The 22,070-nt window shown below is 43.0% G+C and carries 20 protein-coding genes and 2 rRNA genes (1 of these 22 only partly in view); 20 read left to right on the top strand and 2 right to left on the bottom strand.

Annotated elements, in window-relative coordinates; translation table 11 throughout:
* The 7 genes from J8Z24_RS01610 to J8Z24_RS01640 all read left to right on the top strand — a co-directional run.
* Window positions 1-1,973, top strand: a 23S ribosomal RNA gene (locus tag J8Z24_RS01610); it begins 912 nt to the left of the window's first position.
* A 113-nt stretch (window positions 1,974-2,086) separates the two neighbouring features.
* Window positions 2,087-2,200: ribosomal RNA gene (gene rrf / locus J8Z24_RS01615) — 5S ribosomal RNA — on the top strand.
* Between the two features lie 820 nt (window positions 2,201-3,020).
* Entirely contained in the window at window positions 3,021-3,635 is a 615-nt protein-coding gene (gene lexA, locus J8Z24_RS01620; RefSeq protein WP_125253753.1) for a transcriptional repressor LexA, read from the top strand.
* Window positions 3,636-3,984: 349 nt separating this feature from the next.
* Window positions 3,985-5,127 carry a cytochrome c oxidase subunit II gene (gene coxB / locus J8Z24_RS01625; RefSeq protein WP_125253752.1) on the top strand — a complete coding sequence of 381 codons (1,143 nt, stop codon included), beginning with the start codon at window positions 3,985-3,987 and terminating at the stop codon, window positions 5,125-5,127.
* Entirely contained in the window at window positions 5,127-6,701 is a 1,575-nt protein-coding gene (ctaD, locus tag J8Z24_RS01630) for a cytochrome c oxidase subunit I (protein ID WP_252095155.1), read from the top strand. Before coxB ends, ctaD begins: the two co-directional genes overlap by 1 nt.
* Window positions 6,701-7,267, top strand: a complete 567-nt coding sequence (locus J8Z24_RS01635; protein ID WP_147390703.1) for a cytochrome c oxidase assembly protein — start codon at window positions 6,701-6,703, stop codon at window positions 7,265-7,267. The genes ctaD and J8Z24_RS01635 overlap by 1 nt, the downstream gene beginning before the upstream one ends.
* Window position 7,268: 1 nt before the next feature.
* Complete coding sequence (locus tag J8Z24_RS01640; protein WP_125253749.1) at window positions 7,269-8,144, top strand: cytochrome c oxidase subunit 3; 876 nt, start codon at window positions 7,269-7,271, stop codon at window positions 8,142-8,144.
* Here J8Z24_RS01640 and J8Z24_RS01645 read toward each other — a convergent pair.
* Window positions 8,044-8,346 carry a DUF2909 family protein gene (locus J8Z24_RS01645; RefSeq protein WP_125253748.1) on the bottom strand — a complete coding sequence of 101 codons (303 nt, stop codon included), beginning with the start codon at window positions 8,344-8,346 and terminating at the stop codon, window positions 8,044-8,046. The two genes, J8Z24_RS01640 and J8Z24_RS01645, sit on opposite strands and share 101 nt — an antisense overlap.
* Before the next feature lie 11 nt (window positions 8,347-8,357).
* On the opposite strand from J8Z24_RS01645, the gene J8Z24_RS01650 reads away from it, so the two are divergent.
* The 13 genes from J8Z24_RS01650 to J8Z24_RS01710 all read left to right on the top strand — a co-directional run bounded on the left by J8Z24_RS01650 (window position 8,358) and on the right by J8Z24_RS01710 (window position 20,709).
* Entirely contained in the window at window positions 8,358-9,086 is a 729-nt protein-coding gene (locus J8Z24_RS01650) for an SURF1 family protein (RefSeq protein ID WP_252095156.1), read from the top strand.
* On the top strand, window positions 9,079-9,570 hold the full coding sequence (locus tag J8Z24_RS01655) for a redox-active disulfide-containing membrane protein (protein ID WP_125253746.1): 492 nt from the start codon (window positions 9,079-9,081) through the stop codon (window positions 9,568-9,570). Before J8Z24_RS01650 ends, J8Z24_RS01655 begins: the two co-directional genes overlap by 8 nt.
* A 10-nt stretch (window positions 9,571-9,580) precedes the next feature.
* On the top strand, window positions 9,581-10,588 hold the full coding sequence (locus J8Z24_RS01660) for a COX15/CtaA family protein (protein WP_125253745.1): 1,008 nt from the start codon (window positions 9,581-9,583) through the stop codon (window positions 10,586-10,588).
* The gene (gene cyoE, locus J8Z24_RS01665; RefSeq protein WP_125253744.1) at window positions 10,572-11,471 is read left to right on the top strand and encodes a heme o synthase; all 900 of its coding nucleotides are present in this window, start codon (window positions 10,572-10,574) and stop codon (window positions 11,469-11,471) included. The genes J8Z24_RS01660 and cyoE overlap by 17 nt, the downstream gene beginning before the upstream one ends.
* On the top strand, window positions 11,468-12,061 hold the full coding sequence (locus J8Z24_RS01670) for an SCO family protein (protein WP_252095157.1): 594 nt from the start codon (window positions 11,468-11,470) through the stop codon (window positions 12,059-12,061). Before cyoE ends, J8Z24_RS01670 begins: the two co-directional genes overlap by 4 nt.
* 153 nt (window positions 12,062-12,214) lie before the next feature.
* Window positions 12,215-12,487, top strand: coding sequence for an STAS domain-containing protein (locus tag J8Z24_RS01675; RefSeq protein WP_125253742.1), 273 nt, complete (start codon window positions 12,215-12,217; stop codon window positions 12,485-12,487).
* Between the two features lie 9 nt (window positions 12,488-12,496).
* On the top strand, window positions 12,497-12,859 hold the full coding sequence (locus tag J8Z24_RS01680) for a response regulator (protein ID WP_099643757.1): 363 nt from the start codon (window positions 12,497-12,499) through the stop codon (window positions 12,857-12,859).
* Window positions 12,860-12,877: 18 nt separating this feature from the next.
* Window positions 12,878-14,971, top strand: a complete 2,094-nt coding sequence (locus J8Z24_RS01685) for a chemotaxis protein CheA (protein ID WP_252095158.1) — start codon at window positions 12,878-12,880, stop codon at window positions 14,969-14,971.
* Window positions 14,968-15,489: a chemotaxis protein CheW gene (locus J8Z24_RS01690; protein ID WP_147390706.1), complete on the top strand. Its 522-nt coding sequence runs from the start codon at window positions 14,968-14,970 to the stop codon at window positions 15,487-15,489. The genes J8Z24_RS01685 and J8Z24_RS01690 overlap by 4 nt, the downstream gene beginning before the upstream one ends.
* 1 nt (window position 15,490) lies before the next feature.
* A complete protein-coding gene (locus tag J8Z24_RS01695) occupies window positions 15,491-18,178 on the top strand; it encodes a methyl-accepting chemotaxis protein (RefSeq protein ID WP_176033773.1) in 2,688 nt (895 codons plus the stop codon).
* 61 nt (window positions 18,179-18,239) lie between these two features.
* Window positions 18,240-19,070, top strand: a complete 831-nt coding sequence (locus tag J8Z24_RS01700) for a CheR family methyltransferase (protein WP_125253738.1) — start codon at window positions 18,240-18,242, stop codon at window positions 19,068-19,070.
* Window positions 19,057-19,671, top strand: coding sequence for a chemoreceptor glutamine deamidase CheD (gene cheD / locus J8Z24_RS01705; protein WP_125253737.1), 615 nt, complete (start codon window positions 19,057-19,059; stop codon window positions 19,669-19,671). Before J8Z24_RS01700 ends, cheD begins: the two co-directional genes overlap by 14 nt.
* 9 nt (window positions 19,672-19,680) lie before the next feature.
* Entirely contained in the window at window positions 19,681-20,709 is a 1,029-nt protein-coding gene (locus J8Z24_RS01710) for a protein-glutamate methylesterase/protein-glutamine glutaminase (protein ID WP_125253736.1), read from the top strand.
* A 293-nt stretch (window positions 20,710-21,002) separates the two neighbouring features.
* Here the strand turns inward: J8Z24_RS01710 and J8Z24_RS01715 are convergent, their stop codons facing one another.
* On the bottom strand, window positions 21,003-22,052 hold the full coding sequence (locus J8Z24_RS01715) for a polysaccharide deacetylase family protein (protein ID WP_176033774.1): 1,050 nt from the start codon (window positions 22,050-22,052) through the stop codon (window positions 21,003-21,005).
* Between the last annotated feature and the right edge of the window lie 18 nt (window positions 22,053-22,070).

Here is a 22,070-nt window from a genome sequence, read left to right on the forward strand (position 1 = left end):
AAGTACTATCCGGGAGACACACGGCGGGTGCTAACGTCCGTCGTGGAGAGGGAAACAACCCAGACCGTCAGCTAAGGTCCCAAAGTGTATGTTAAGTGGGAAACGATGTGGGAAGGCTAAAACAGCTAGGAGGTTGGCTTAGAAGCAGCCACCCTTTAAAGAAAGCGTAATAGCTCACTAGTCGAGTCGGCCTGCGCGGAAGATGTAACGGGGCTAAACATACCACCGAAGCTACGGCTGCGTACGTAAGTATGCGGGGTAGGGGAGCGTTCTGTAAGTGGCTGAAGGTGTGCCGGGAGGCATGCTGGACATATCAGAAGTGCGAATGCTGACATGAGTAACGATAATGCGGGTGAAAAACCCGCACGCCGGAAGACCAAGGGTTCCTATCCCATGTTAATCAGGGTAGGGTGAGTCGACCCCTAAGGCGAGGCTGAAGAGCGTAGTCGATGGGAAACGGGTTAATATTCCCGTACTTGGTATGAATGCGATGGGGGGACGGAGCAGGCTAGGCAAGCATGGCGTTGGTTGTCCATGTGAAAGGCTGTAGGCTGGCGACTTAGGAAAATCCGGGTTGCTAAGGCTGAGAGTCGAGACGAGCCACTACGGTGGTGAAGTTGTTGATGCCCTACTTCCAGGAAAAGCCTCTAAGCTTCAGTTCATACTGAATCGTACCCTAAACCGACACAGGTGGTCAGGTAGAGAATACTAAGGCGCTTGAGAGAACTCGGGTGAAGGAACTAGGCAAAATTGTACCGTAACTTCGGGAGAAGGTACGCTCTTACTTGTGAAGACTTCGCGTCGTAAGCAGGCGAGAGCCGCAGTGACCAGGTGGCTGGGACTGTTTATTAAAAACACAGCACTGTGCAAAATCGTAAGATGACGTATACGGTGTGACACCTGCCCGGTGCCGGAAGGTTAATTGATGGGGTTAGCTTAGGCGAAGCTCTTGATCGAAGCCCCGGTAAACGGCGGCCGTAACTATAACGGTCCTAAGGTAGCGAAATTCCTTGTCGGGTAAGTTCCGACCTGCACGAATGGTGTAACCATGGCCACGCTGTCTCCACCCGAGACTCAGTGAAATTGAAATCGCAGTGAAGATGCTGTGTACCCGCGGCTAGACGGAAAGACCCCGTGAACCTTTACTACAGCTTGGCACTGAACATTGACCCTACATGTGTAGGATAGGTGGGAGGCTTTGAAGCGCAGACGCTAGTTTGTGTGGAGCCGACCTTGAAATACCACCCTTGTAGTGTTGATGTTCTAACTTAGGCCCCTGAATCGGGGTTGAGGACAGTGCCTGGTGGGTAGTTTGACTGGGGCGGTCTCCTCCCAAAGAGTAACGGAGGAGCACGAAGGTTTGCTAAGTACGGTCGGACATCGTACGGTTAGTGTAATGGTAGAAGCAAGCTTAACTGCGAGACAGACACGTCGAGCAGGTACGAAAGTAGGTCATAGTGATCCGGTGGTTCTGAATGGAAGGGCCATCGCTCAACGGATAAAAGGTACTCCGGGGATAACAGGCTGATACCGCCCAAGAGTTCATATCGACGGCGGTGTTTGGCACCTCGATGTCGGCTCATCACATCCTGGGGCTGAAGTCGGTCCCAAGGGTATGGCTGTTCGCCATTTAAAGTGGTACGCGAGCTGGGTTTAGAACGTCGTGAGACAGTTCGGTCCCTATCTGCCGTGGGCGTTTGAGAATTGAGAGGGGCTGCTCCTAGTACGAGAGGACCGGAGTGGACGAACCGCTGGTGTTCGGGTTGTGATGCCAATTGCATTGCCCGGTAGCTACGTTCGGAATCGATAACCGCTGAAAGCATCTAAGCGGGAAGCGAGCCTCGAGATGAGTTCTCACTTTGACTTAGAGTCAACTGAAGGGCCGTTGAAGACTACAACGTTGATAGGCGAGATGTGGAAGTGCTGTGAGGCATTAAGCTAACTCGTACTAATTACCCGTGAGGCTTAACCATACAACGCCAAAGTGGTTTAGCGACAGAAGTTAATAGACTGAAGTAGACAAAGAATTTAATAGCTTTTTCCAGATTTATATTAATGAAGGATACTTCATTAATGAACAGAATTTCCTGGTGACTATAGCGTTTTGGAACCACCTGACCCCATGCCGAACTCAGAAGTGAAACAAAACAGCGTCGATGATAGTGTGGGCTTCCCATGTGAAAGTAGAACATCGCCAGGGCCTTATTAGAGAAACCCGTTGCAGCAATGCGACGGGTTTTTTGCATTTGTAGTAAAGTACTTCCATGTAGTATTTCCCCTTCGCGTATCCATGCGCTCACTTCCTCGAACTGGAAGCGTTACTTCGGTTTCTTGTCACCCAAACTCAGAAGTGAAACAAAACAGCCGAAGGCGAGCCCCGCGAAGGGTCGGCCCCGGTCAATGATAGTGTGGGCTTCCCATGTGAAAGTAGAACATCCTACTTCGTAGCGAGCCAGGGACTTATTAGAGAAACCCGTTGCAGCAATGCGACGGGTTTTTTGCTATGTGGGATTTGAAAAGAAAATCTCACAAGATAATCAACACCTCGAAAAGCAATCAACACATTACAAAGCAATCAACACCTCGCGAGGTAAACTCGCTCCCACCACAACATCAACATAGTGCTGAACTGGTAGGAGGCGGTTTACCCGCCGAGCTGTTAGGTCTATCAAACAAAAAGAATAAAACATCCTACTTTGTAACATCACGAGGTAAACTCGCTCCCACCACAATATCAATAAAGTGCTGCACTGGTAGGAGGCGGTTTACCCGCCGAGGGTTTGAGAAAACTCCTTACTCAGTTTTGACGTTGCTCTACTTAAAACTTCTCTCTTCGACTTATCTATCAGCTTATAATTTACTTTCCTTAAGGAAAGTAAATTTAACTCTTTCTCTTTATTGGATTTTTTACATACCTTACTAAGGCTGTAAACTTAATTTATAAGAATAAACAAACATTGCGATTTTTTCTCAGCTGTATATACTTACAGTAAATATAATACTGTATGGAATACCAGTTGATGCGACCTTTAACTAAACGACAAGAGCAAGTCTTTGAACTGATTAAAGTATTCATTAAGGATACTGGCATGCCCCCGACTAGAGCTGAAATCGCTGATGCGTTAGGCTTTAAAAGTGCAAATGCAGCAGAGGAGCACCTTAAAGCACTTGCCAAGAAGGGGGTTATAGAAATGGTTCCTGGAGCTAGTCGAGGTATTAGGTTGGTTGAGGATGAACCAGAACAGTTAGGGTTGCCAATCATCGGCAGGGTAGCTGCTGGAGAACCCATTCTTGCAGAACAACACGTTGAAAGTCATTTCAATGTAGATGCTAGCTTCTTTAAGCCTCATGCGGACTATTTACTTAGGGTTAGTGGTATGAGCATGAAGAACATTGGGATCATGGATGGGGATTTGCTTGCTGTGCATAAGACTCAGGTAGCTGATAATGGTCAAGTAATAGTGGCGCGTGTAGAGGAAGACGTGACAGTTAAGCGCCTAGAGAAAAAAGGCAAAAAGATTTTACTTCATGCAGAAAATGAAGAGTTTCAAGCTATTGAGGTTGATCTTGAACATCAGAACTTTTCTATTGAAGGGCTTGCAGTGGGTGTCATCAGAAACGCCGACTGGATGTAACTTAAGTTGAGCGTAGCACTAATTAAATGGTGTTACGCTCTAGATAAACGCCTTTTTTATTGCTTATCTAAAGTATTGCTAATATTGCCCTCGGCTGGGGTCAAATATAGCTACTCTTAGGTTAGTTTACTACTTTGATAATTCTACATAATACTTTGCCTTCTTACATTTATTAGTTCATAGCTATAAAAACACTTCTAACTGGCATCTTTTCCTAAAATCTTGCGTTTTGTAAATTTCTTGACTATTTGGTTAAGAGTCGTGCAGTAAGTCTATGTACCAATAGACAATATGACAGTCATCCGATAATAACAAAAGGGGCTAAGCGCTGCCTTGAAGGAGACGTCAAATGAAAATTTGTCGATTAGTTGTAGCATTTGTCACCGTGCTAATCGTCATGCCATCACTTGCGAATAGTGATTACAATATGAGGCAGGGCGTAACAGACATTAGCCATCAAGTATATGAGCTCCACATGACTATTTTCCTTATATGTTGTGTGATAGGAGTTATAGTGTTTGGAGTGATGTTCTGGGCATTACTCAAGCACCGTAAATCAACAGGGGCTGTCGCAGCTCAATTTCACGAAAGTACTAAAGTTGAAATTCTTTGGACCACAATCCCCTTTCTGATACTGATAGGAATGGCTATCCCAGCTACGAAAACGCTTATTGCGATGGAAGATACAAGCAAAGCTGATCTAACTATTAAGGTAACAGGTTCACAGTGGAAGTGGCATTACGAGTATATGGGACATGATGTTGAATTTTACTCTTTACTATCTACACCAAGAGATGAAATCAATGATCTGCAAGATAAAAATGACAATTATCTTTTGGAAGTTGATAACCATTTAGTGATCCCAACTGATAGGAAAGTTCGCTTTTTAATGACGTCAGATGACGTTATTCACTCATGGTGGGTACCTGATTTTGCTGTTAAGAAAGACGCTAATCCGGGCTTTATCAATGAAGCATGGACCAAAGTTAATGAGGAAGGAATCTACAGAGGGCAATGCGCAGAGCTCTGTGGAAAAGATCACGGATTTATGCCTGTGGTGGTAGAAGCTGTAAGCCCTGAAAACTTTGAGGTGTGGCTCGATGATGCTAAAGCCGCCAAAGCAAAAGCTGCAGCAGAATCACAGGCGGTGGCAGAGCAAATTTTATCGAAAGAAGAGTTAATGGAGGTCGGCGAACAAACCTACATGGCATATTGTGCTGCTTGTCACCAGCCAACTGGGCTTGGCTTACCTGGCGTCTTCCCCGCTATGAAGGGGAGTGAAGTTGTCATAGGTGATCTTAAACCACACATTGACATCCTTCTGCTTGGTCGTCCTGGTACTGCTATGCAAGCATTTGCAAAGCAATTAACGATTAAACAAATTGCAGGAGTCATCACTTATAAAAGGAATAGCTGGGGTAATGACACAGGAGAGGTGATCCAGCCGAGTCAAATTCAGCAAGAAATTGATGCCTTAGAGGAGGCCAAGTAATGAGTGCTATAGTAGAAGAACATTCAAATCATGGAACTCCTAAAGGCCTAAAACGCTGGCTTTTTACAACCAATCATAAAGATATCGGCACGCTTTACCTATTATTCTCACTGACCATGTTTTTGATTGGTGGTGCAATGGCGATGGTGATACGGGCTGAACTATTTCAGCCAGGATTACAGTTAGTCGATCCGCATTTTTTTAACCAAATGACGACCATTCACGGCTTGATCATGGTATTTGGTGCAGTGATGCCGGCATTTACGGGGCTTGCCAATTGGATGATCCCGATGATGATCGGAGCTCCAGACATGGCGCTTCCAAGAATGAATAACTGGAGCTTCTGGATCTTACCTTTTGCGTTTGCCATTTTGCTCATGTCTTTGTTTCTAGAAGGAGGGGGGCCTGCTTTTGGATGGACTTTTTACGCACCACTATCTACAACCTACAGTAATGATAATACGGCGTTTTTTGTATTTTCAGTTCATATAATGGGGATAAGCTCAATAATGGGCGCTATTAATGTCATCGTTACTATAGTGAACCTTCGAGCGCCAGGTATGACATGGATGAAGCTACCACTATTTGTATGGACTTGGCTTATAACTGCATTTTTACTAATTGCAGTTATGCCTGTTTTGGCTGGTGCTGTCACCATGGTGTTAACTGATAAGTTCTTCGGTACGAGCTTTTTTGATGCCGCAGGTGGTGGTGATCCTGTTATGTTTCAACACATATTCTGGTTCTTTGGTCACCCTGAAGTATATATTATGATACTACCCGCCTTTGGGATTATCTCCACGATAGTGCCTACCTTTTCTAGAAAGAAACTATTTGGCTATGCTTCAATGGTATACGCCACAGCCTCGATTGCTTTACTTTCTTTTGTTGTGTGGGCTCATCATATGTTCACGACAGGAATGCCGCTAGCAGGTGAGCTTTTCTTTATGTATGCGACAATGTTGATTTCTGTACCTACAGGGGTAAAAGTATTTAATTGGGTCGCGACTATGTGGCGAGGGGCAATCAGCTTTGAAGTACCCATGCTCTTTTCTATCGCTTTTATTGTGCTATTCACGATAGGTGGCTTTTCCGGACTTATGTTAGCGATTACGCCTGCTGATTTTCAATATCACGATACCTACTTTGTCGTTGCACACTTCCATTATGTGCTAGTAACAGGTGCCGTGTTCTCTATTATGGCTGCTGCTTATTATTGGCTGCCGAAATGGACTGGCAACATGTTTGATATCAAACTAGCAAAACTGCACTTTTGGCTATCTCTTGTGAGTGTCAATGTATTGTTTTTTCCCATGCACTTTGTTGGCTTGGCAGGAATGCCTCGACGAATACCTGATTATGCACTTCAGTTCGCTGATTTTAATGCCATTATCAGCATTGGTGGCTTTGCTTTTGGTTTATCACAACTATTATTCGTGGCTGTTGTGTATAAGTGTGCCAAAGGAGGTGAGCAGGTGCCCGGTAAAGTGTGGGATGGAGCTGAAGGCCTTGAGTGGGAAGTACCATCACCTGCGCCATATCATACATTTTCTACTCCACCGGAGGTCAAGTAATGCAACATGGACGCCTCCTTAGAAAGCTTCTACTGCTGACTCTGGGCATGTTTGCTTTTGCTTTTGCATTAGTCCCACTTTACGACGTATTTTGTGATGTAACAGGACTCAATGGAAAACCTTCGATGAAAGTGGCAGAGCAAAGCGAGGCTATTATTGATAGCCGTCAAGTTGAGGTAAGTTTCACAACACATAGCCAGGGTCATGCACCATTTAAGGTTGATGCAGCTCAACACTTTGTCAGTGTGCAACCCGGAAAATTAACAGACGTGAAGTTTATTGCAAAGAATATCAGTGACAGTGATCGGATTTTACAAGCAATTCCCTCTGTATCTCCGGGGAAAGCTGCCAAGTATTTACATAAAATGGCCTGTTTTTGCTTCGACCAACAACCAATGAAGGGTAAAGAAGAGGTTGAGTTTGTATTGAGGTTTTATGTAGATACAGAACTGCCTGATGATGTGGAAGAACTAACGCTTTCATACACGTTATTTGATATTACAGAGCGAGTAAGCCAGACACAAAATGTGCAGTTGGGCCAGTTAGTCGCTCTAAAGGAGTTCTAACATGAACCATGAACAAGAAAAATACTACGTTCCAGAGCAAAGCCCTTGGCCTATTGTTGGCGCTTTTGCGCTCTTTTTTATCGCAGTGGGCTGCGCGCTTACAATCATTCAACTTGACTCCCCGAACAATAGTGGCGCAATCCTGTTACTTGTAGGTATCGCTACGCTGATCTATATGATTTTTGGTTGGTTTAGAAACGTAATTCAAGAATCCCAAGCTGGATTGTATTCAGAGCAAATGGATCGCTCGTTTAAACAAGGGATGGGTTGGTTTATTTTTTCCGAAATAATGTTTTTTGGTGCTTTCTTTGGCGCGCTGTTTTATGCACGCATGATAGCTGTTCCTTGGTTAGGTGGAGCAAGTAATAATGTGAGCACAAACGAAGTGCTATGGCCTCAGTTTGAAGCCGCGTGGCCACTATTAACAACGCCTGATGGAACGGTAACACAAGCCATGGGGTGGCAGGGCTTACCATTGATCAACACCATCATACTGCTCGCCTCTTCAATAACGTTAAGTTTGGCACATGTTGCCCTAGAAAAAGATCAAAGGGCAAAAGTAAAAGCCTTTTTAGGGTTAACGGTACTGCTTGGTATTGGCTTTTTAACTCTACAGGTTGAAGAGTATATTCATGCCTATCAAGAACTTGGTTTAACTCTTCAATCTGGAGTTTATGGCAACACCTTCTTTTTACTAACTGGATTTCATGGAGTTCATGTCACGCTTGGGGCGATAATTTTATTTGTGATATGGGTGAGAGTTCTGAAAGGGCACTTTAGTGCGAAAAATCACTTTGCGTTTCAGGCTGGTGCTTGGTATTGGCACTTTGTTGATGTGGTGTGGCTGTGTTTGTTTGTATTTGTTTATGTGTTGTAGAAATAGGCGACGAATGTAATTTGATTAAATCAAACTGAGCAGCCAGACAAATAATAAGAATCACAGCTATAGAGGCATATACTCGATTTAATAGCTGCTTTGCCATTGACCCTTGTTGCCCTGATTTGAGCATGACGAACATCGCTTTAAATAAACTAAGAAAAATAAATAGCAGAAGTACTACGATAATAATTTTAATCATAAGGAGTGTCCGTGAATTTAGGTGCACTTTTTAAAGGTAGATCAAAAACGCCTATATTGGCAGCGTTAATCGTGATGTTGTTATGTGTAGCTCTTTCATATTGGCAATGGCAACGTGCAGCCAAAAAGCATGCAATAAACCAACATATAGAGAAGCGACAAGACCAAAACCTTGCAAATAGAAATAATCCTGAAAGTAAAGTTCCTATCGAGCAAATTGATGGTGAAGTGCAACTAACTGGGCGCTTTGTTGCTGGCGCGGTATGGTATCTTGATAACCAAGTAGTAAAAGGCCGAGTAGGTTTTGACGTTATATCTGTTTTAGAAGTGAGTAAGACTGGTGAATATGTTGTGGTAAATTTGGGTTTTGTCCCACAGCAAGCAAGTCGAATTCCAACACTTACTTCTCTTTCCGAAACAAAGGTAACTTTCCCTGCATACATTAAAACAAACGTGAGTAAAGGCTTTACGTTGGCTGACTCTGCAGCGGAAAGTCAGCAGGCTCATTCGATAATTCAGTATATTGATCTCGCCTACCTATCTAAAGCCTCTAACCGCACTCTATTGCCTATCATTGCATACATGACACATGACGTACTTGGTAGTACTGAGCCACATTACCAACCAGTTGTAATGTCACCACAGAAGCATGAGGCTTATGCTGTTCAGTGGCTGCTGATTGCGTTTTCGGCACTAGTGATCGGATGGAAACTTTCAAAAAAGGAGAGTGGATATGTCTAAGACAGCGATATGGTTTGTCAGTTTGTTCATTATGCCATTACTACTAGCATTCGTTGCACTAAAGTTGGGTTGGCTTCCCAGTAGCACAACTAACCATGGTGAATTTCTACGTCAAGAGGTGAGACAGCCTGCAGTCGTCCAAGATACAGAGTGGAGTATTGTGTATCAGCGTCCAAAGTCATGTAATGAGCAATGCTCTTTGTTGCTTAACAGTCTTCCTAATTTGTATTTGGCACTTGGCAAGCATCAGCAGAAGGTAACTATCGTGGTGTTGCAGAATCAAGGCGAACCTCTTATTGAGCACGCAACTTCATTGCCGCTACAAATCTCCCAACTGCAAGATAACTATATTTATTTGGTAGATAAGACTGGTCTATTTGTTCTTCAGTACGCGCCTATATTAGATCAAAGAAAAACGAGAAGTATACAAAAAGGCTTGCTAAGTGACCTCAAAAAACTATTGAACTACTCTCGCTCAAGCTAGGAGGTTATATATGAATAGAATCAAGCTGGTAATATTTACCTGTTTTGTTACGCTTGCGGTTGTCACTCTTGGTGCTTTCACACGCTTGAGTGACGCAGGTCTTGGCTGCCCTGATTGGCCTGGGTGCTATGGCTTTTTGACTGTGCCCAATGAAGCTCATGAGTTAATCGCTGCAAAAGATCAGTTTCCGCATTTAGAAGTCGAAGCCGACAAAGCTTGGATCGAGATGATCCATCGTTACTTTGCTAGCTTTTTGGGGGCCATTATTCTCCTCCTGGCATGCTTACAATTCTTTAAAAAGCCACAGGTTGAAGGCCCTAATAAACATTACTATTTACTTCTGCTGTTAGTGTTGTTTCAAGGAGCTTTAGGAATGTGGACTGTAACAATGAATTTACAGCCGATAATAGTAATGGGGCATTTACTAGGAGGGTTCAGTATTCTGGCGTTGCTTGTTTTGCTTGCTTTACGACTGAAGCACCGTGACATTATCGCTGATGTCCCAAAACGCCTTGCTCTGATGTGTTATGTAGCGCTTTATATTTTGGTTATTCAAATTGCGCTTGGAGGTTGGCTAGCTGCCAACTATGCTGCGCCTCACTGTACAGGCTTACCGCTTTGTGACAACTTACAATTGTTTTCTTGGCAAAGTCTATTTACCCTGCCTGAGCCTTCAGCCACCTACGAGTTTGGTGTGCTCCCTTTTGAATCAAGGGTGTCTATCCATTTTACTCATAGAGTGTGGGCAATTATAACCGTATTCAGTTTACTTATAGCATGCTGGCCTTTATTAAAGCAGGCACAAAATCAGGTGATCAGAAATTCAGCTTATCTGGTATTAGTGCTGATTACTCTGCAAGTGGCCGTCGGCGCCGCTATCGTTCATTTCCAATTTCCATTGCTACTCACCTTATTTCATAACTTTATGGCAGCCATGGTATTACTAGCTATGGTGAGACTATGCTTTTTTGTGAATTTAGCGCAAAAAGTAGGAGATAAATATGCACCAGTTAACTAATACTTTTGAATATCAAAGAATAACATCGTTGCTAAAGGCCTATTTTGGCATGTGCAAGTTTAAAGTAGTTTGCATGCTGGTGATCACCGCGTGGGTTGGTCTGGCTTTAGCGCCACAAAGCGATAAAACGCTATTGTCTCAAATCATGAGTCTATTGGGAATCGGCTTGCTGTCGAGCAGTGCCGCAGCAATAAATCATGTGGTTGACAGAGAAATAGATAAAAAGATGGTCAGAACGCGTGACCGACCGCTCGCAACAGAGTCAGTCTCTGTTTCTTCAGCCATAATGTTTGCCAGTACTTTGGCTTTATTCGGCTATGTACTACTCTCCATTTTTGCAAACCAGCTGTGTGCTTTGTTAACTCTCGCTGCGTTAGTTGGATATGCCGTTGTGTATACGCTACTTTTGAAGCGAGCAACCCCCCAAAATATTGTGATTGGAGGGTTAGCTGGTGCTATGCCACCGCTGCTTGGGTGGGTTAGCGAGACAGGACAGCTGGGTGCTGAACCATGGTTATTAGTGATGATAATTTTTGCATGGACTCCACCACACTTTTGGGCTTTAGCCATAGCGCGAAAACGTGACTATGAGAAAGCTGAAATACCCATGCTACCTGTGACACACGGTGATGAATTTACCAAGCTTTGTGTATTATTTTACACCATATTACTGACCGTAATTTGCCTATTGCCTTATTTGGTCGGAATGTCGGGGTGGATTTATTTACTGTGCTCTGGGGCAGTTAATGTGGCCTTTATATATAAGGCCGCAAAGCTTATTAAAACGAAGAGTTTAGAGTATGCTATGCGTGTATTTTATTTTTCAATTTGGCATTTGCTAATTGTTTTCGTAGCACTTTTTGTGGATAAAGCATTTATATGAAAAAAATTCTTTTGATCGTTGTAGTGGCGATATTATCTGGTTGTAGCCCTGCGCCTGATGTGTCTGAAAAAGTAGTTTGGTACCGAAAACCAAAAGAAGTGCAGTCGTTTCAACTTCAAGACCAGTATGGTGAAGTGTTATCCAATCAAGACTTTGCAGGCAAGTGGAATTTACTTTTTCTTGGGTATACCAGCTGTCCTGACGTTTGTCCGATGACATTATTGAAACTGACTCATGTGTATCAATCAATGAAAGATAAGAGTAAATTACAAGTATGGTTCGTATCTGTTGATCCTCACAGAGACTCAAAGGAGCGACGACAAGCGTATATTAGGCACTTTGATCCAACCTTCAAAGCGGTCTCTGCAGAGCATTCGATATTGTTTCCTTTTGTCAGAGATCTTGGCTTGATCTATGCGATAAATCAAGAACAGCAAGAAGAATACTATGTTGATCACAGTGCATCAGTCGCACTAATCAATCCAAAGGGACAGCTGGAGGCTATTTTTAAACCCTCTCATGAAGTTGGAACTGTGCCGACGATCGATGAAAAACAGTTATTAAAAGACCTTAATAGCATAATAAACTAGCTCCATATCGCGTAGCCTGTGCCCTACGCGATTTTATTTCCTACCTCTAACGCTTTCATTATTTGCGGATTTTTATTTAATCTTTGTGGCAATTTTACGATCACAGTCTAAGCTAATTTTATTACTCACTTTTACAGGGATAGTCTTCAGCTCATGTTGAAACTTCCACCAGAAATGGCAATTAATCATGTGGAAAGCTTGTACCATCAAATTTTCCAGGACTCTTTGGAAACATCTGACATTTCTATCGACATTAGCGAAGTGCAAAAAGCAGACACTGCTTCTATCCAGTTACTATGCGCTGTGCAAAAGCACCTACATTCAATGGAGCACAAAATTGTTTGGCATGGTGAAAGTGAAGCGCTCGCACAAGCCGTAAATGAGCTCGGATTAACGCACTATTTATTCCATGGTATTGAAAACTAAGAGGTGATTATGAAAAAGATTTTAGCTGTGGATGATTCTGCCTCTATGCGTCAAATGGTTGGCTTTACATTGAAAAAAGCTGGCTTTGATGTGATAGAAGCAAAAGATGGCAGTGAGGCTCTATCTATTGCAAAACAGCAGGGCTTTGATGCTGTGATCTCAGATGTGAATATGCCAGTTATGGATGGCATAACTCTGATCAAAGAACTTCGTAGCCTGCCTAATTATAAGTTTACTCCTTTGTTGATGTTAACTACTGAATCAGGACTGGATAAGAAAACAGAAGGTAAGGCAGCAGGTGCTACCGGATGGATAGTTAAACCTTTTAACCCTGAACAACTGCTAGCTGTACTAAAGAAAGTCATCAGGTAGACATAAAGGGGCGTCGACATGAGTATTGATTTAAGCCAATTCTTTGATGTCTTTTTTGAAGAGAGCTTTGAGGGGCTGGATGTGATGGAAGCGGAGCTTCTAAACTTACAGCCAGGGCAAGAAGATTCGGAGACCATCAATACCATATTTCGTGCAGCGCACAGTATCAAAGGTGGAAGTGGAACATTTGGCTTTACATCCGTATCTAACTTCACCCACGTTTTAGAGACCTTGCTTGATCAAATCCGTGATGGTAGACGTCAACTAGCAGCTGAACATGTAAATCTTTTACTTCAGTCCGTCGATTGCTTAAGAGCTCTATTGACAAGCTTGCAAGCTGAAGAAGAGCCTGACCTTTCTGTGGCGAATACGTTACGAGAGAAGTTTGAAGGGATTTTAGGCGCTCAACAGTCGCAAGATGCTCAGACCTCACCAAGCCGAGAGGTAGCTCCTGAATTACAAACCTATCAAATTGACTTCAAACCGCTTACACACCTTTTTAAAACTGGCAATGAGCCTTTGTATATGTTGAGTGAGCTGTCCGAACTCGGGGATTTGGAAACGCACGCCTTTTGCGATGCAATTCCAGATATTGAAAGGTTTAACCCTGAAGACTGCTACCTAAGTTGGCGTTTATATTTAAACACTAGCCACTCTGAGTCAGCTATTAGAGAGGTTTTCGAGTGGGTTGAGGATGACGCCGAGATAGTGATCACGTTGTGTGGCGGCCTATTTGAAAATGATAGTGCTCCAGAAGTGAATATAGCGTCCAAAACAGATACTGAATCGCAAGTAGCGCAAAAAGAAACTCAGAACAATACTGAAACAACTCAGAAACCGACCGCCATGGCTAAGCCTAAATCTGAGGTGAATAAGAAGTCAGGCGAATCTACATCAATCAGAGTAGGTATAGATAAAGTCGACTCACTGATAAATATGGTGGGTGAATTAGTAATAACGCAAGCAATGTTAACTCAACTCGGCGAACAAGAGCCCACAGAGCATACATTGGCTGCAATGCAAGAGGGGTTGGCGCAGCTGGCTCACAACACCCGAGACTTGCAAGAAAACGTAATGCGGATAAGGATGTTACCTATTAGTTTCGTCTTTAGTCGCTTTCCACGCTTGGTTAGAGATACATCACAGAAGCTGGATAAACAAGTAGCGCTCAAGCTACTTGGCGAACAAACAGAGTTAGATAAAACAGTGATGGAAAAAATCTCTGATCCTATGGTGCATCTTGTAAGAAACTCGTTAGATCATGGATTAGAAACACCCGAGGAAAGAATTAAAGCAGGAAAGGATCCCGTTGGGACTGTGACGTTAAATGCTTTTCACCAAGGCGGAAATATCGTCATTGAGATTATGGATGATGGCAGAGGTCTCAATACAGAAAAAATCAAGAGTAAAGCCTTGGCGAATGGGTTGGTACAGGCAACAGATGAGCTTACTGTTGAGGAAGTAAATGAGCTTATTTTTAAGCCGGGGTTCTCTACTGCGGATGAAGTAAGTGATATTTCGGGTCGTGGTGTCGGGATGGATGTTGTACGCCGAAATATTCAAGCGCTTAATGGTAGTGTAGAGGTTACTTCGGCTAAGGGAGTTGGCTCAACATTTACGATTCGTCTACCGCTTACACTCGCTATTTTGGATGGTCAGCTAGTCAAAGTTGCGCAACATACCTATATCATCCCCCTTATTTCCATTGTGGAATCACTGCAGATCGATATTAAAAAAGTGAGTAGAGTCGGAAATGGTTTAGAGGTTTTGCGATTGAGAGACGAGTACATTCCAATCATCAGACTCTATCAGTTATTTAACCATGAAGGAGCAATCGAAGAACTCGACAAAACTCTGCTTGTTGTGGTTGAAAGCGACAACCATAAGGTTGGGCTGCTGGTGGATGACTTACTGGCACAGCAGCAAGTGGTGATAAAAAGCCTAGAAGCGAATTATCAAAAGGTCAATGGCATATCTGGCGCTACTATTCTCGGAGACGGCAGAGTGTCTTTGATTATAGATATCAGTGGCTTAATAAAACTAAGCGGCCTTAAGCGACCCGGAAGTCAAGAGCTGTTGGTAGAGCAGGAGCTAGAAGAGGTGATGACATGATCACTGAACGTGCAGCAGTTAATGAGCAAATTATGCTGGCTAATAAGGAAGGTGATAAGCAGTTTTTGACCTTTATGATGGCAGGAGAAGAATATGGCATGGATATCTTGGCTGTCCAAGAAATTAGGGGATGGGAAGAGGTCACAGCAATTCCTAATTCACCAAGGTATGTAAACGGTGCAATTAATCTACGTGGAACCATAGTACCTATCATTGATTTGCGGATCCGCTTTGGCTTACCTCAGATCGAATATGGTGCTTTAACAGTCGTTATTGTCGTGTCTGTGCTCATCAAAGGGATGCAGAAAATTATGGGACTAGTGGTAGATGCAGTCTCGGACGTGTACAGCATCAATGAAGAAACTGCTAAAGATGTACCTGATTTTCAGGACTCGGAAAATAGTCAGTTCGTACAAGGACTTGTCAATGTTGGTGAAAAAATGGTTGTACTTTTAAATTTAAAAAAAATTTTAGATCTTGAAGTAAAACATGATGAGCAATCGGTTGTCGGGGGATAACATGCGCGATCACGCACTAGTGAGTCAAGTCAATAGCAGAGTATTAGTTGCCAGTGCCATAATAGTTGTGGGTTTGGCAGTCAGTATTCAGATGTTAAACGTGAGTATGTCTACTCAAACTTACGTCGCGATAGTAATTGCGGGCGTAAGCGTTGCATTAGCGGTTTTGCTACTGAAGCAAAGTGTAAACACGCTGCTAGCTAGGTTACAGAGCGTTGAAAGTATTATATCGGCAATCGAAAATAACGATGCAAGCTTACTAAATAACCACTTCAAGGCAGAGCATCCGACGCTGTTCAGAGCAGTAGCTACTTTCTTAAATAATGATATAGCGAATGATAAAGAGCATAACCACAGCCTGTTATTAGCACTAAAAGTTTGTCAAGCAAACATAATGTTGGCTGATGCGTCTCTTAATATCGTTTATTTAAATGATTCCCTTACGAGTATGTTGCGAAAGAATCAGGCCAAACTACAGCAAGAATTACCAGGTTTTAATGTAGATAACTTAATTGGCGCTAACATCGACTCATTTCACCGTAACCCCAGCCATCAAAGAGGTATATTAGCTAATCTCTCTAGGCCCTATGTTGCCCAGATTATAGTCGCAGGACTTACCTTCGACCTTATTGCAACGCCAGTATTTGATGAAGAAGGTAAGCGCTTAGCCACCTTAGTGGAGTGGAAAGACTTAACAAGAGAGCTTGAGGTTGAAAAGAGGCAAGCTGAGTTGGCGAGTCACAATGCGAGAATTTCTAGTGCACTTGATGTCTGCCAAGCCAACGTCATGCTTGCGGACGATAAATTAAACATTGTTTATGTCAACGATTCTGTAGTGAGGATGCTAAGAGATAATCAGCCTCAGCTTAGGAAGTCTCTTCCAAATTTCGATGTTGATAAACTTGTTGGGCAATGTATTGATGTATTTCACGAAAACCCGAGTCATCAGAGACACATACTCGATAAGTTAAACGATGTATATCGTGCTGATATTGAGATTGCAGGGTTCACATTTGGATTAATTGCAACCCCTGTTTTTGATGATGGCGGTAAGCGTATTGGTACGGTGGTTGAGTGGGAAGACAAGACTGATAGGTTAAATCGGGAAGCTCTGGAAAAAGCCGCTGCAGCGGAAAATTTAAGAGTACGAAGAGCGCTGGATAATGTGTCGACTAATACCATGATCGCAAACGAAAAGTTTGAGATCGTATACTTAAACCGCGCCGTTAAAGAAATGATGAGAGGCGCAGAGAGTGATTTAAAACGTGACTTGCCAAACTTTGACAGCAGGCAGCTTATGGGGGCTAATATTGATGTTTTCCATAAAAATCCAAGTCATCAGCGTAGTATGCTCTCTCGTCTTGAATCTGAGTACAAAACTGAGATAGCCGTTGGCGGACGTACCTTTAGTTTGGTGGCAAATCCCATTTTTGATAGTAATAACGAACGTGTAGGAACCGTAGTTGAATGGAACGACAGAACCAAGGAAGTCCAGATTGAAAAAGAAGTCGCAGGACTAGTGCAATCAGCTAACAGTGGTAACTTAAGTGTTCGTTTATCTGATGAGGGTAAAGAAGGATTTTATTTGCGATTAGCACAAGGACTTAATAGTTTAGTTGCGACTGTCGATGAAACAGTTACTGACATGGGAGAAATGCTGGATTCGTTGGCTACGGGTAATTTAACCCAGCGGATAGAGGGAGATTATCGTGGTGCTTATGAAAAGCTGAAAAAGGACGCCAATACCACGGCTGAAAAATTGACCGAGGTGTTAGGTCGGATCCGCACTTCAGCAAACCTAGTCGCAAGTGGCGCAGAAGAAATATCACAAGGCAATGCTGACTTGAGTCAGCGGACTGAAGAACAGGCATCTTCCTTAGAAGAAACGGCTTCTAGTATGGAAGAAATGACCAGTACAGTTAGGCAAAATGCGGATAATGCAAAAGTCGCGAACCAACTGGCAGAAGAAACGTGTGATAAGGCAACTAAAGGTGGAGAGGTGGTGACTCGCGCGGTAGAAAGTATGTCAGAAATAAACAGCTCGAGTAAAAAAATAGCGGACATCATAGGGGTTATAGATGAAATTGCTTTCCAAACAAACTTACTGGCCTTAAACGCGGCTGTGGAAGCCGCGCGAGCAGGTGAACAAGGACGTGGATTTGCTGTTGTAGCTGGAGAGGTGAGAAACTTAGCGCAGCGCTCCGCGGCGGCGGCAAAAGAAATTAAAGATTTAATACGAGATAGTGTCAGCAAAGTCGAAGATGGCACATTATTGGTGAATGAATCAGGCGAAACCCTAAAAGGGATTGTGGAGTCGGTAAAGCGTGTAACAAACATGATCTCGGATATTGCTGAAGCCTCTGTTGAGCAAAGCTCTGGGATAGAGCAAGTGAATAAAGCCGTTTCCCAAATGGATGAGATGACCCAACAAAATGCCGCACTAGTTGAAGAGGCGTCTGCTGCTGGTGAGTCTATGGCTGAGCAAGCGAACGATATGAGAAGGCTTCTGAACTTTTTTACGCTAGACGACCTAGCTAGTCACAGCCACGATGTGAGCTCGTCAAAACGTCATTATGATATTCAAGAGAAACAACCACCCAAGCACACCATGATACCGAGCAAAACATCATTGCAAAACACAAAAAACAACCAGTTTGCTGATGATTCTGAAGAGTGGGAAGAGTTTTAGCATAAGGTGTGTTTAGCTGGTACAAAACCAGCGTGATGAGTAAGATTGAGGGAATATTGCGATGCGGGAGTTTTTGCTTACAGATAAGGACTTCTCTGAGGTTTCGGCTCGAGTATATGATGCTTGTGGCATAGTGCTTGGGCCACATAAAAAAGAAATGGTGTATTCGCGGTTAGCAAGACGCATACGTGCTAATGGCTTGAGTTCATTTGCTGAATATCTATCATTTTTAGAAAAAAATGAAGACGCAGAATTTAGTCACTTTATTAATTCTATAACTACAAATTTAACCTCTTTTTTTAGAGAAAATCATCACTTCGAATTTCTGGCAAAGACGGTGGTGCCAGAAATTACTACTCGGCATAAGCAGGACAAAAGGGTGAGGATATGGTCTGCGGGGTGCTCAACGGGTGAAGAGCCATACAGTATTGCAATGACAGTTGCTAACGCATTTCCTAATGATTGGGATGTAAAGGTACTGGCAACAGATTTAGATTCAAATGTATTAAGTAAGGCGAGTATCGGAGAGTACACCGCAAATAATGTCACAGGTTTGGACGAAGATAAATTGAAAAAATGGTTTCTGCGTAGCGCAGATGGCGGTACATATAGAGTCAAACCAAAATTACAGTCTTTCATTCATTTCAAGCGCTTGAATTTGCTGGAACCATGGCCAATGAAAGGGCCGTTTGATGCCATATTCTGTCGTAATGTTCTGATTTATTTTGATAAAAAAACAAAAGACAAACTTTTCGAGCAGTACCATCGGATGCTAGTACCGAATGGATATTTGCTAATTGGACACTCTGAAACCATGGGTAAGGAGCACTTGCAGTTCAAAAACTTAGGTAAAACCATTTATCAAAAAGGCCAGTTGAATGAGAGAATTTAAACCTGTTTTAAGGGGCTTTGAACACGTTAAACGGTTTTGGGACTCAGGACGAGCGATGGTTGTTGCAAAAGTATTGCCTGGAGAGTTTTATGTATCTAAACAAGATGAGCTAATTTCAACCGTACTTGGCTCGTGTATTGCCGCATGTGTGTATGATGAGAAGTTAGGGATCGGGGGGATGAATCACTTTATGCTACCCGGTGCAAAGTCCCTACGAGAGGTTCATGCTGATGATCTTAATTGTCGCTATGGTAACTGGGCGATGGAATATTTAATAAACGAAGTTGTAAAAAACGGCGCATCTAGAGCGAACTTAAAAATTAAATTGTTTGGTGGCGGTAAGATAATTAGTTCAATGACGGACATCGGTGAGGGGAATATCCGATTTGCCCAAGCTTATGTTGAGGAAGAGTGTTTGAAGCTAATTTCCCAGGATGTAGGTGGTCCATGGCCAAGGAAAGTTATTTTTCATCCTCAAAGTGGTAAAGCACAGGTAAAAAAACTGCGCACCATGCACAATAACACGATTGAGCAACGTGAGGTACGTTACCTACACGACATTGAAGCTCAAGACAACAAAACAGACATCGAGCTGTTTTAAGGGTGAAATATGGTCAAAGTTCTCATTGTCGATGATTCACCGCTAATACGCGGCTTATTAAAAGAAATATTAAATCAGGGGAATGGTATTGAGGTTGTAGGCGTCGCGGAGGATCCGTATCAAGCACGAGAGTTGATTAAATCAACCGCACCGGATGTGCTGACGCTAGATATTGAGATGCCAAGAATGAATGGTATCAGTTTTTTAAAAAACTTGATGCGTTTGAGGCCTATGCCAGTGGTGATGATATCAACGCTGACACAAGAAGGGTCACCTGCAACTATTGAGGCATTAGAACTAGGTGCCGTTGATTTTGTTTCTAAGCCGACCAGTCATGTTATAGAGCAACTGCAATCATATTCAGATATTCTGCAGAAAAAAGTAAAAGTCGCAGCCAAAGCCAGAGTGCGAACATTTAAAGCGCCAAAGTCAGAAAGACAATTAGAGGTAGGAACCTCCTTCACCTTTGCACACAATGCTATTCTTGCTATCGGCGCTTCAACAGGAGGGACGGAAGCTATACGTGAAGTATTAATGCGTCTACCTACTCATGCCCCGCCTGTGGTCATTACTCAGCACATTCCACCCGTATTCAGTACATCTTTCGCACAAAGAATGGACCGAACGTGTGCAGTTTCAGTGAAAGAGGCAGAAGATGGCGATATGTTGAAGCCCGGGCACGTGTTTATTGCCCCTGGTGATAAACACCTCAAAGTCGAGAGAGTATCTTCTGGGTACGTTTGTCGACTGGATGACGGCGAACCTGTGAATAGACATAAACCGTCCGTAGAGGTGTTATTTAATTCATTAGTGCCAATAGGAAAGCATGTTTGTGCAGTGATGCTGACCGGAATGGGCAGTGATGGAGCAAAAGCAATGTTGGCACTTAAAAAGAACGGAGCGAAGACATTCGCCCAGGATGAATTGAGTTCTGTGGTATGGGGAATGCCAAGAGCGGCTTATGAGTTAGGTGCAGTGCAATCTTTGGTGCCACTGAGTAAGGTAGCAGAAACAATGCTTGATGTAGTAAAAAAGTAACGGCGGATGAGCCTCAATAGAGCTGGTGCCAGTAGAGGATGAGTGTAAGCGAGTTTATGGCGAAGCTCGCTCTAATGCTAACTTAACCCACTGCTATCTCTTTCTAACGAATACAGCTTTGAAAGCACTTATACCAATTTGAAGGAGTAAATCTGACGCTAACCGCGTTAAAAATTTCTTATTTAGAACAACTAAATAGCAAAATTTTTGCCTGGTTATCGACAAGACTTTCTCGCCTCAAAATAGACCACTTAATTAAGAAAATTGGTATTATTATCAAATACTCAGGCTAACTACTGCTGCTCTACAATAACCCAAGGTTGAGAAAACCAATGGTAACGCCCCGGCTCTTGAATAGACGGTGCTGTACAGTTGTATCTTGATCTCCCCTTAGGTAATTCAGCAGGAGTTTGGATCCGAACACTATCTTTTGACTCCCAAACAAGCGTGGCTTGACCAACACCTGAAACGTAACAGGCAAACTGAGTATTGTGAAAGTCCTTAGTTTTGAAATGTAGAGTGATTTGTGGTTTTGTATTACTAGTAACACTATCTGCGTAGTGCATATTTTGTAATTGAAACGCTTTGGTGTCTAATTTCGTTTTGAGGGTCTCAAGGTTGCTGTATATGCCTGAGGCAGGGAACCGAGGGAGGCGCGTAAAATCAGATGTGAGCCCCACCGCACCAGAATGTTGACCAATACCAATTAGCCCTAACTCGCTTACAAGTTCTTGCAATTTACGATTAAATTCGCCGTAAGGGTAAGCTAAGTAGGGATAATCATGACCGATTTCTTCTTTAATACGCTGTTGTGACCAAGTGATATCTTGCTTGACTCGTGCTCGCCATTCGGCAATGGATTCATCATCAAGCTTTTGATGAAGGTAATCATGCTTGGCACTATGATTCGCTATCGTTGCCCCTCGTTTGGCCAATTTACGCAGTTCATGCCAAGTCATTACATAACTTTTTTGTTCATCGATAAGTTGAGGATTGACAAAAATAGTGTACGGAAAACCAAACTGCTCTAAAAGTGGGGCTGCGGCAGTGATATTGTTTTCATAGCCATCATCAAAAGTGATGGCTATGGTTTTTGCCGGTAGTGTCTGTTCGGATTGCAGTGCATTCAATAGCTTCGGCAGTGGCATCACGTTATAGCCATTGTTTTTAATATAACTCAAGTGTGACTTGAAAGTTTCTTCACTGACACTGGTTACCGCAGGAAGTTTTTCACTGACGTGATGATACTGTAAGATGACAGCACCCCAACTATGTGCCGAGAACAGGGCTAAACCAAGAATAATATGTTGTATCAATTTATTAAGTGTTATAAAGCGCAACATCTGAGCCTCTTACTGCTT

Source organism: Pseudoalteromonas sp. SCSIO 43201, assembly GCF_023716725.1.
GTDB lineage: Bacteria > Pseudomonadota > Gammaproteobacteria > Enterobacterales > Alteromonadaceae > Pseudoalteromonas > Pseudoalteromonas peptidolytica.

Coding starts and splice junctions, on each gene's coding strand:
- lexA (WP_125253753.1), top strand. CDS start 3,021: ATGCGACCTTTAACTAAACGACAAGAGCAAGTCTTTGAACTGATTAAA.
- coxB (WP_125253752.1), top strand. CDS start 3,985: ATGAAAATTTGTCGATTAGTTGTAGCATTTGTCACCGTGCTAATCGTC.
- ctaD (WP_252095155.1), top strand. CDS start 5,127: ATGAGTGCTATAGTAGAAGAACATTCAAATCATGGAACTCCTAAAGGC.
- J8Z24_RS01635 (WP_147390703.1), top strand. CDS start 6,701: ATGCAACATGGACGCCTCCTTAGAAAGCTTCTACTGCTGACTCTGGGC.
- J8Z24_RS01640 (WP_125253749.1), top strand. CDS start 7,269: ATGAACCATGAACAAGAAAAATACTACGTTCCAGAGCAAAGCCCTTGG.
- J8Z24_RS01645 (WP_125253748.1), bottom strand. CDS start 8,346: ATGATTAAAATTATTATCGTAGTACTTCTGCTATTTATTTTTCTTAGT.
- J8Z24_RS01655 (WP_125253746.1), top strand. CDS start 9,079: ATGTCTAAGACAGCGATATGGTTTGTCAGTTTGTTCATTATGCCATTA.
- J8Z24_RS01660 (WP_125253745.1), top strand. CDS start 9,581: ATGAATAGAATCAAGCTGGTAATATTTACCTGTTTTGTTACGCTTGCG.
- cyoE (WP_125253744.1), top strand. CDS start 10,572: ATGCACCAGTTAACTAATACTTTTGAATATCAAAGAATAACATCGTTG.
- J8Z24_RS01670 (WP_252095157.1), top strand. CDS start 11,468: ATGAAAAAAATTCTTTTGATCGTTGTAGTGGCGATATTATCTGGTTGT.
- J8Z24_RS01675 (WP_125253742.1), top strand. CDS start 12,215: ATGTTGAAACTTCCACCAGAAATGGCAATTAATCATGTGGAAAGCTTG.
- J8Z24_RS01680 (WP_099643757.1), top strand. CDS start 12,497: ATGAAAAAGATTTTAGCTGTGGATGATTCTGCCTCTATGCGTCAAATG.
- J8Z24_RS01685 (WP_252095158.1), top strand. CDS start 12,878: ATGAGTATTGATTTAAGCCAATTCTTTGATGTCTTTTTTGAAGAGAGC.
- J8Z24_RS01690 (WP_147390706.1), top strand. CDS start 14,968: ATGATCACTGAACGTGCAGCAGTTAATGAGCAAATTATGCTGGCTAAT.
- J8Z24_RS01695 (WP_176033773.1), top strand. CDS start 15,491: ATGCGCGATCACGCACTAGTGAGTCAAGTCAATAGCAGAGTATTAGTT.
- J8Z24_RS01700 (WP_125253738.1), top strand. CDS start 18,240: ATGCGGGAGTTTTTGCTTACAGATAAGGACTTCTCTGAGGTTTCGGCT.
- cheD (WP_125253737.1), top strand. CDS start 19,057: ATGAGAGAATTTAAACCTGTTTTAAGGGGCTTTGAACACGTTAAACGG.
- J8Z24_RS01710 (WP_125253736.1), top strand. CDS start 19,681: ATGGTCAAAGTTCTCATTGTCGATGATTCACCGCTAATACGCGGCTTA.
- J8Z24_RS01715 (WP_176033774.1), bottom strand. CDS start 22,052: ATGTTGCGCTTTATAACACTTAATAAATTGATACAACATATTATTCTT.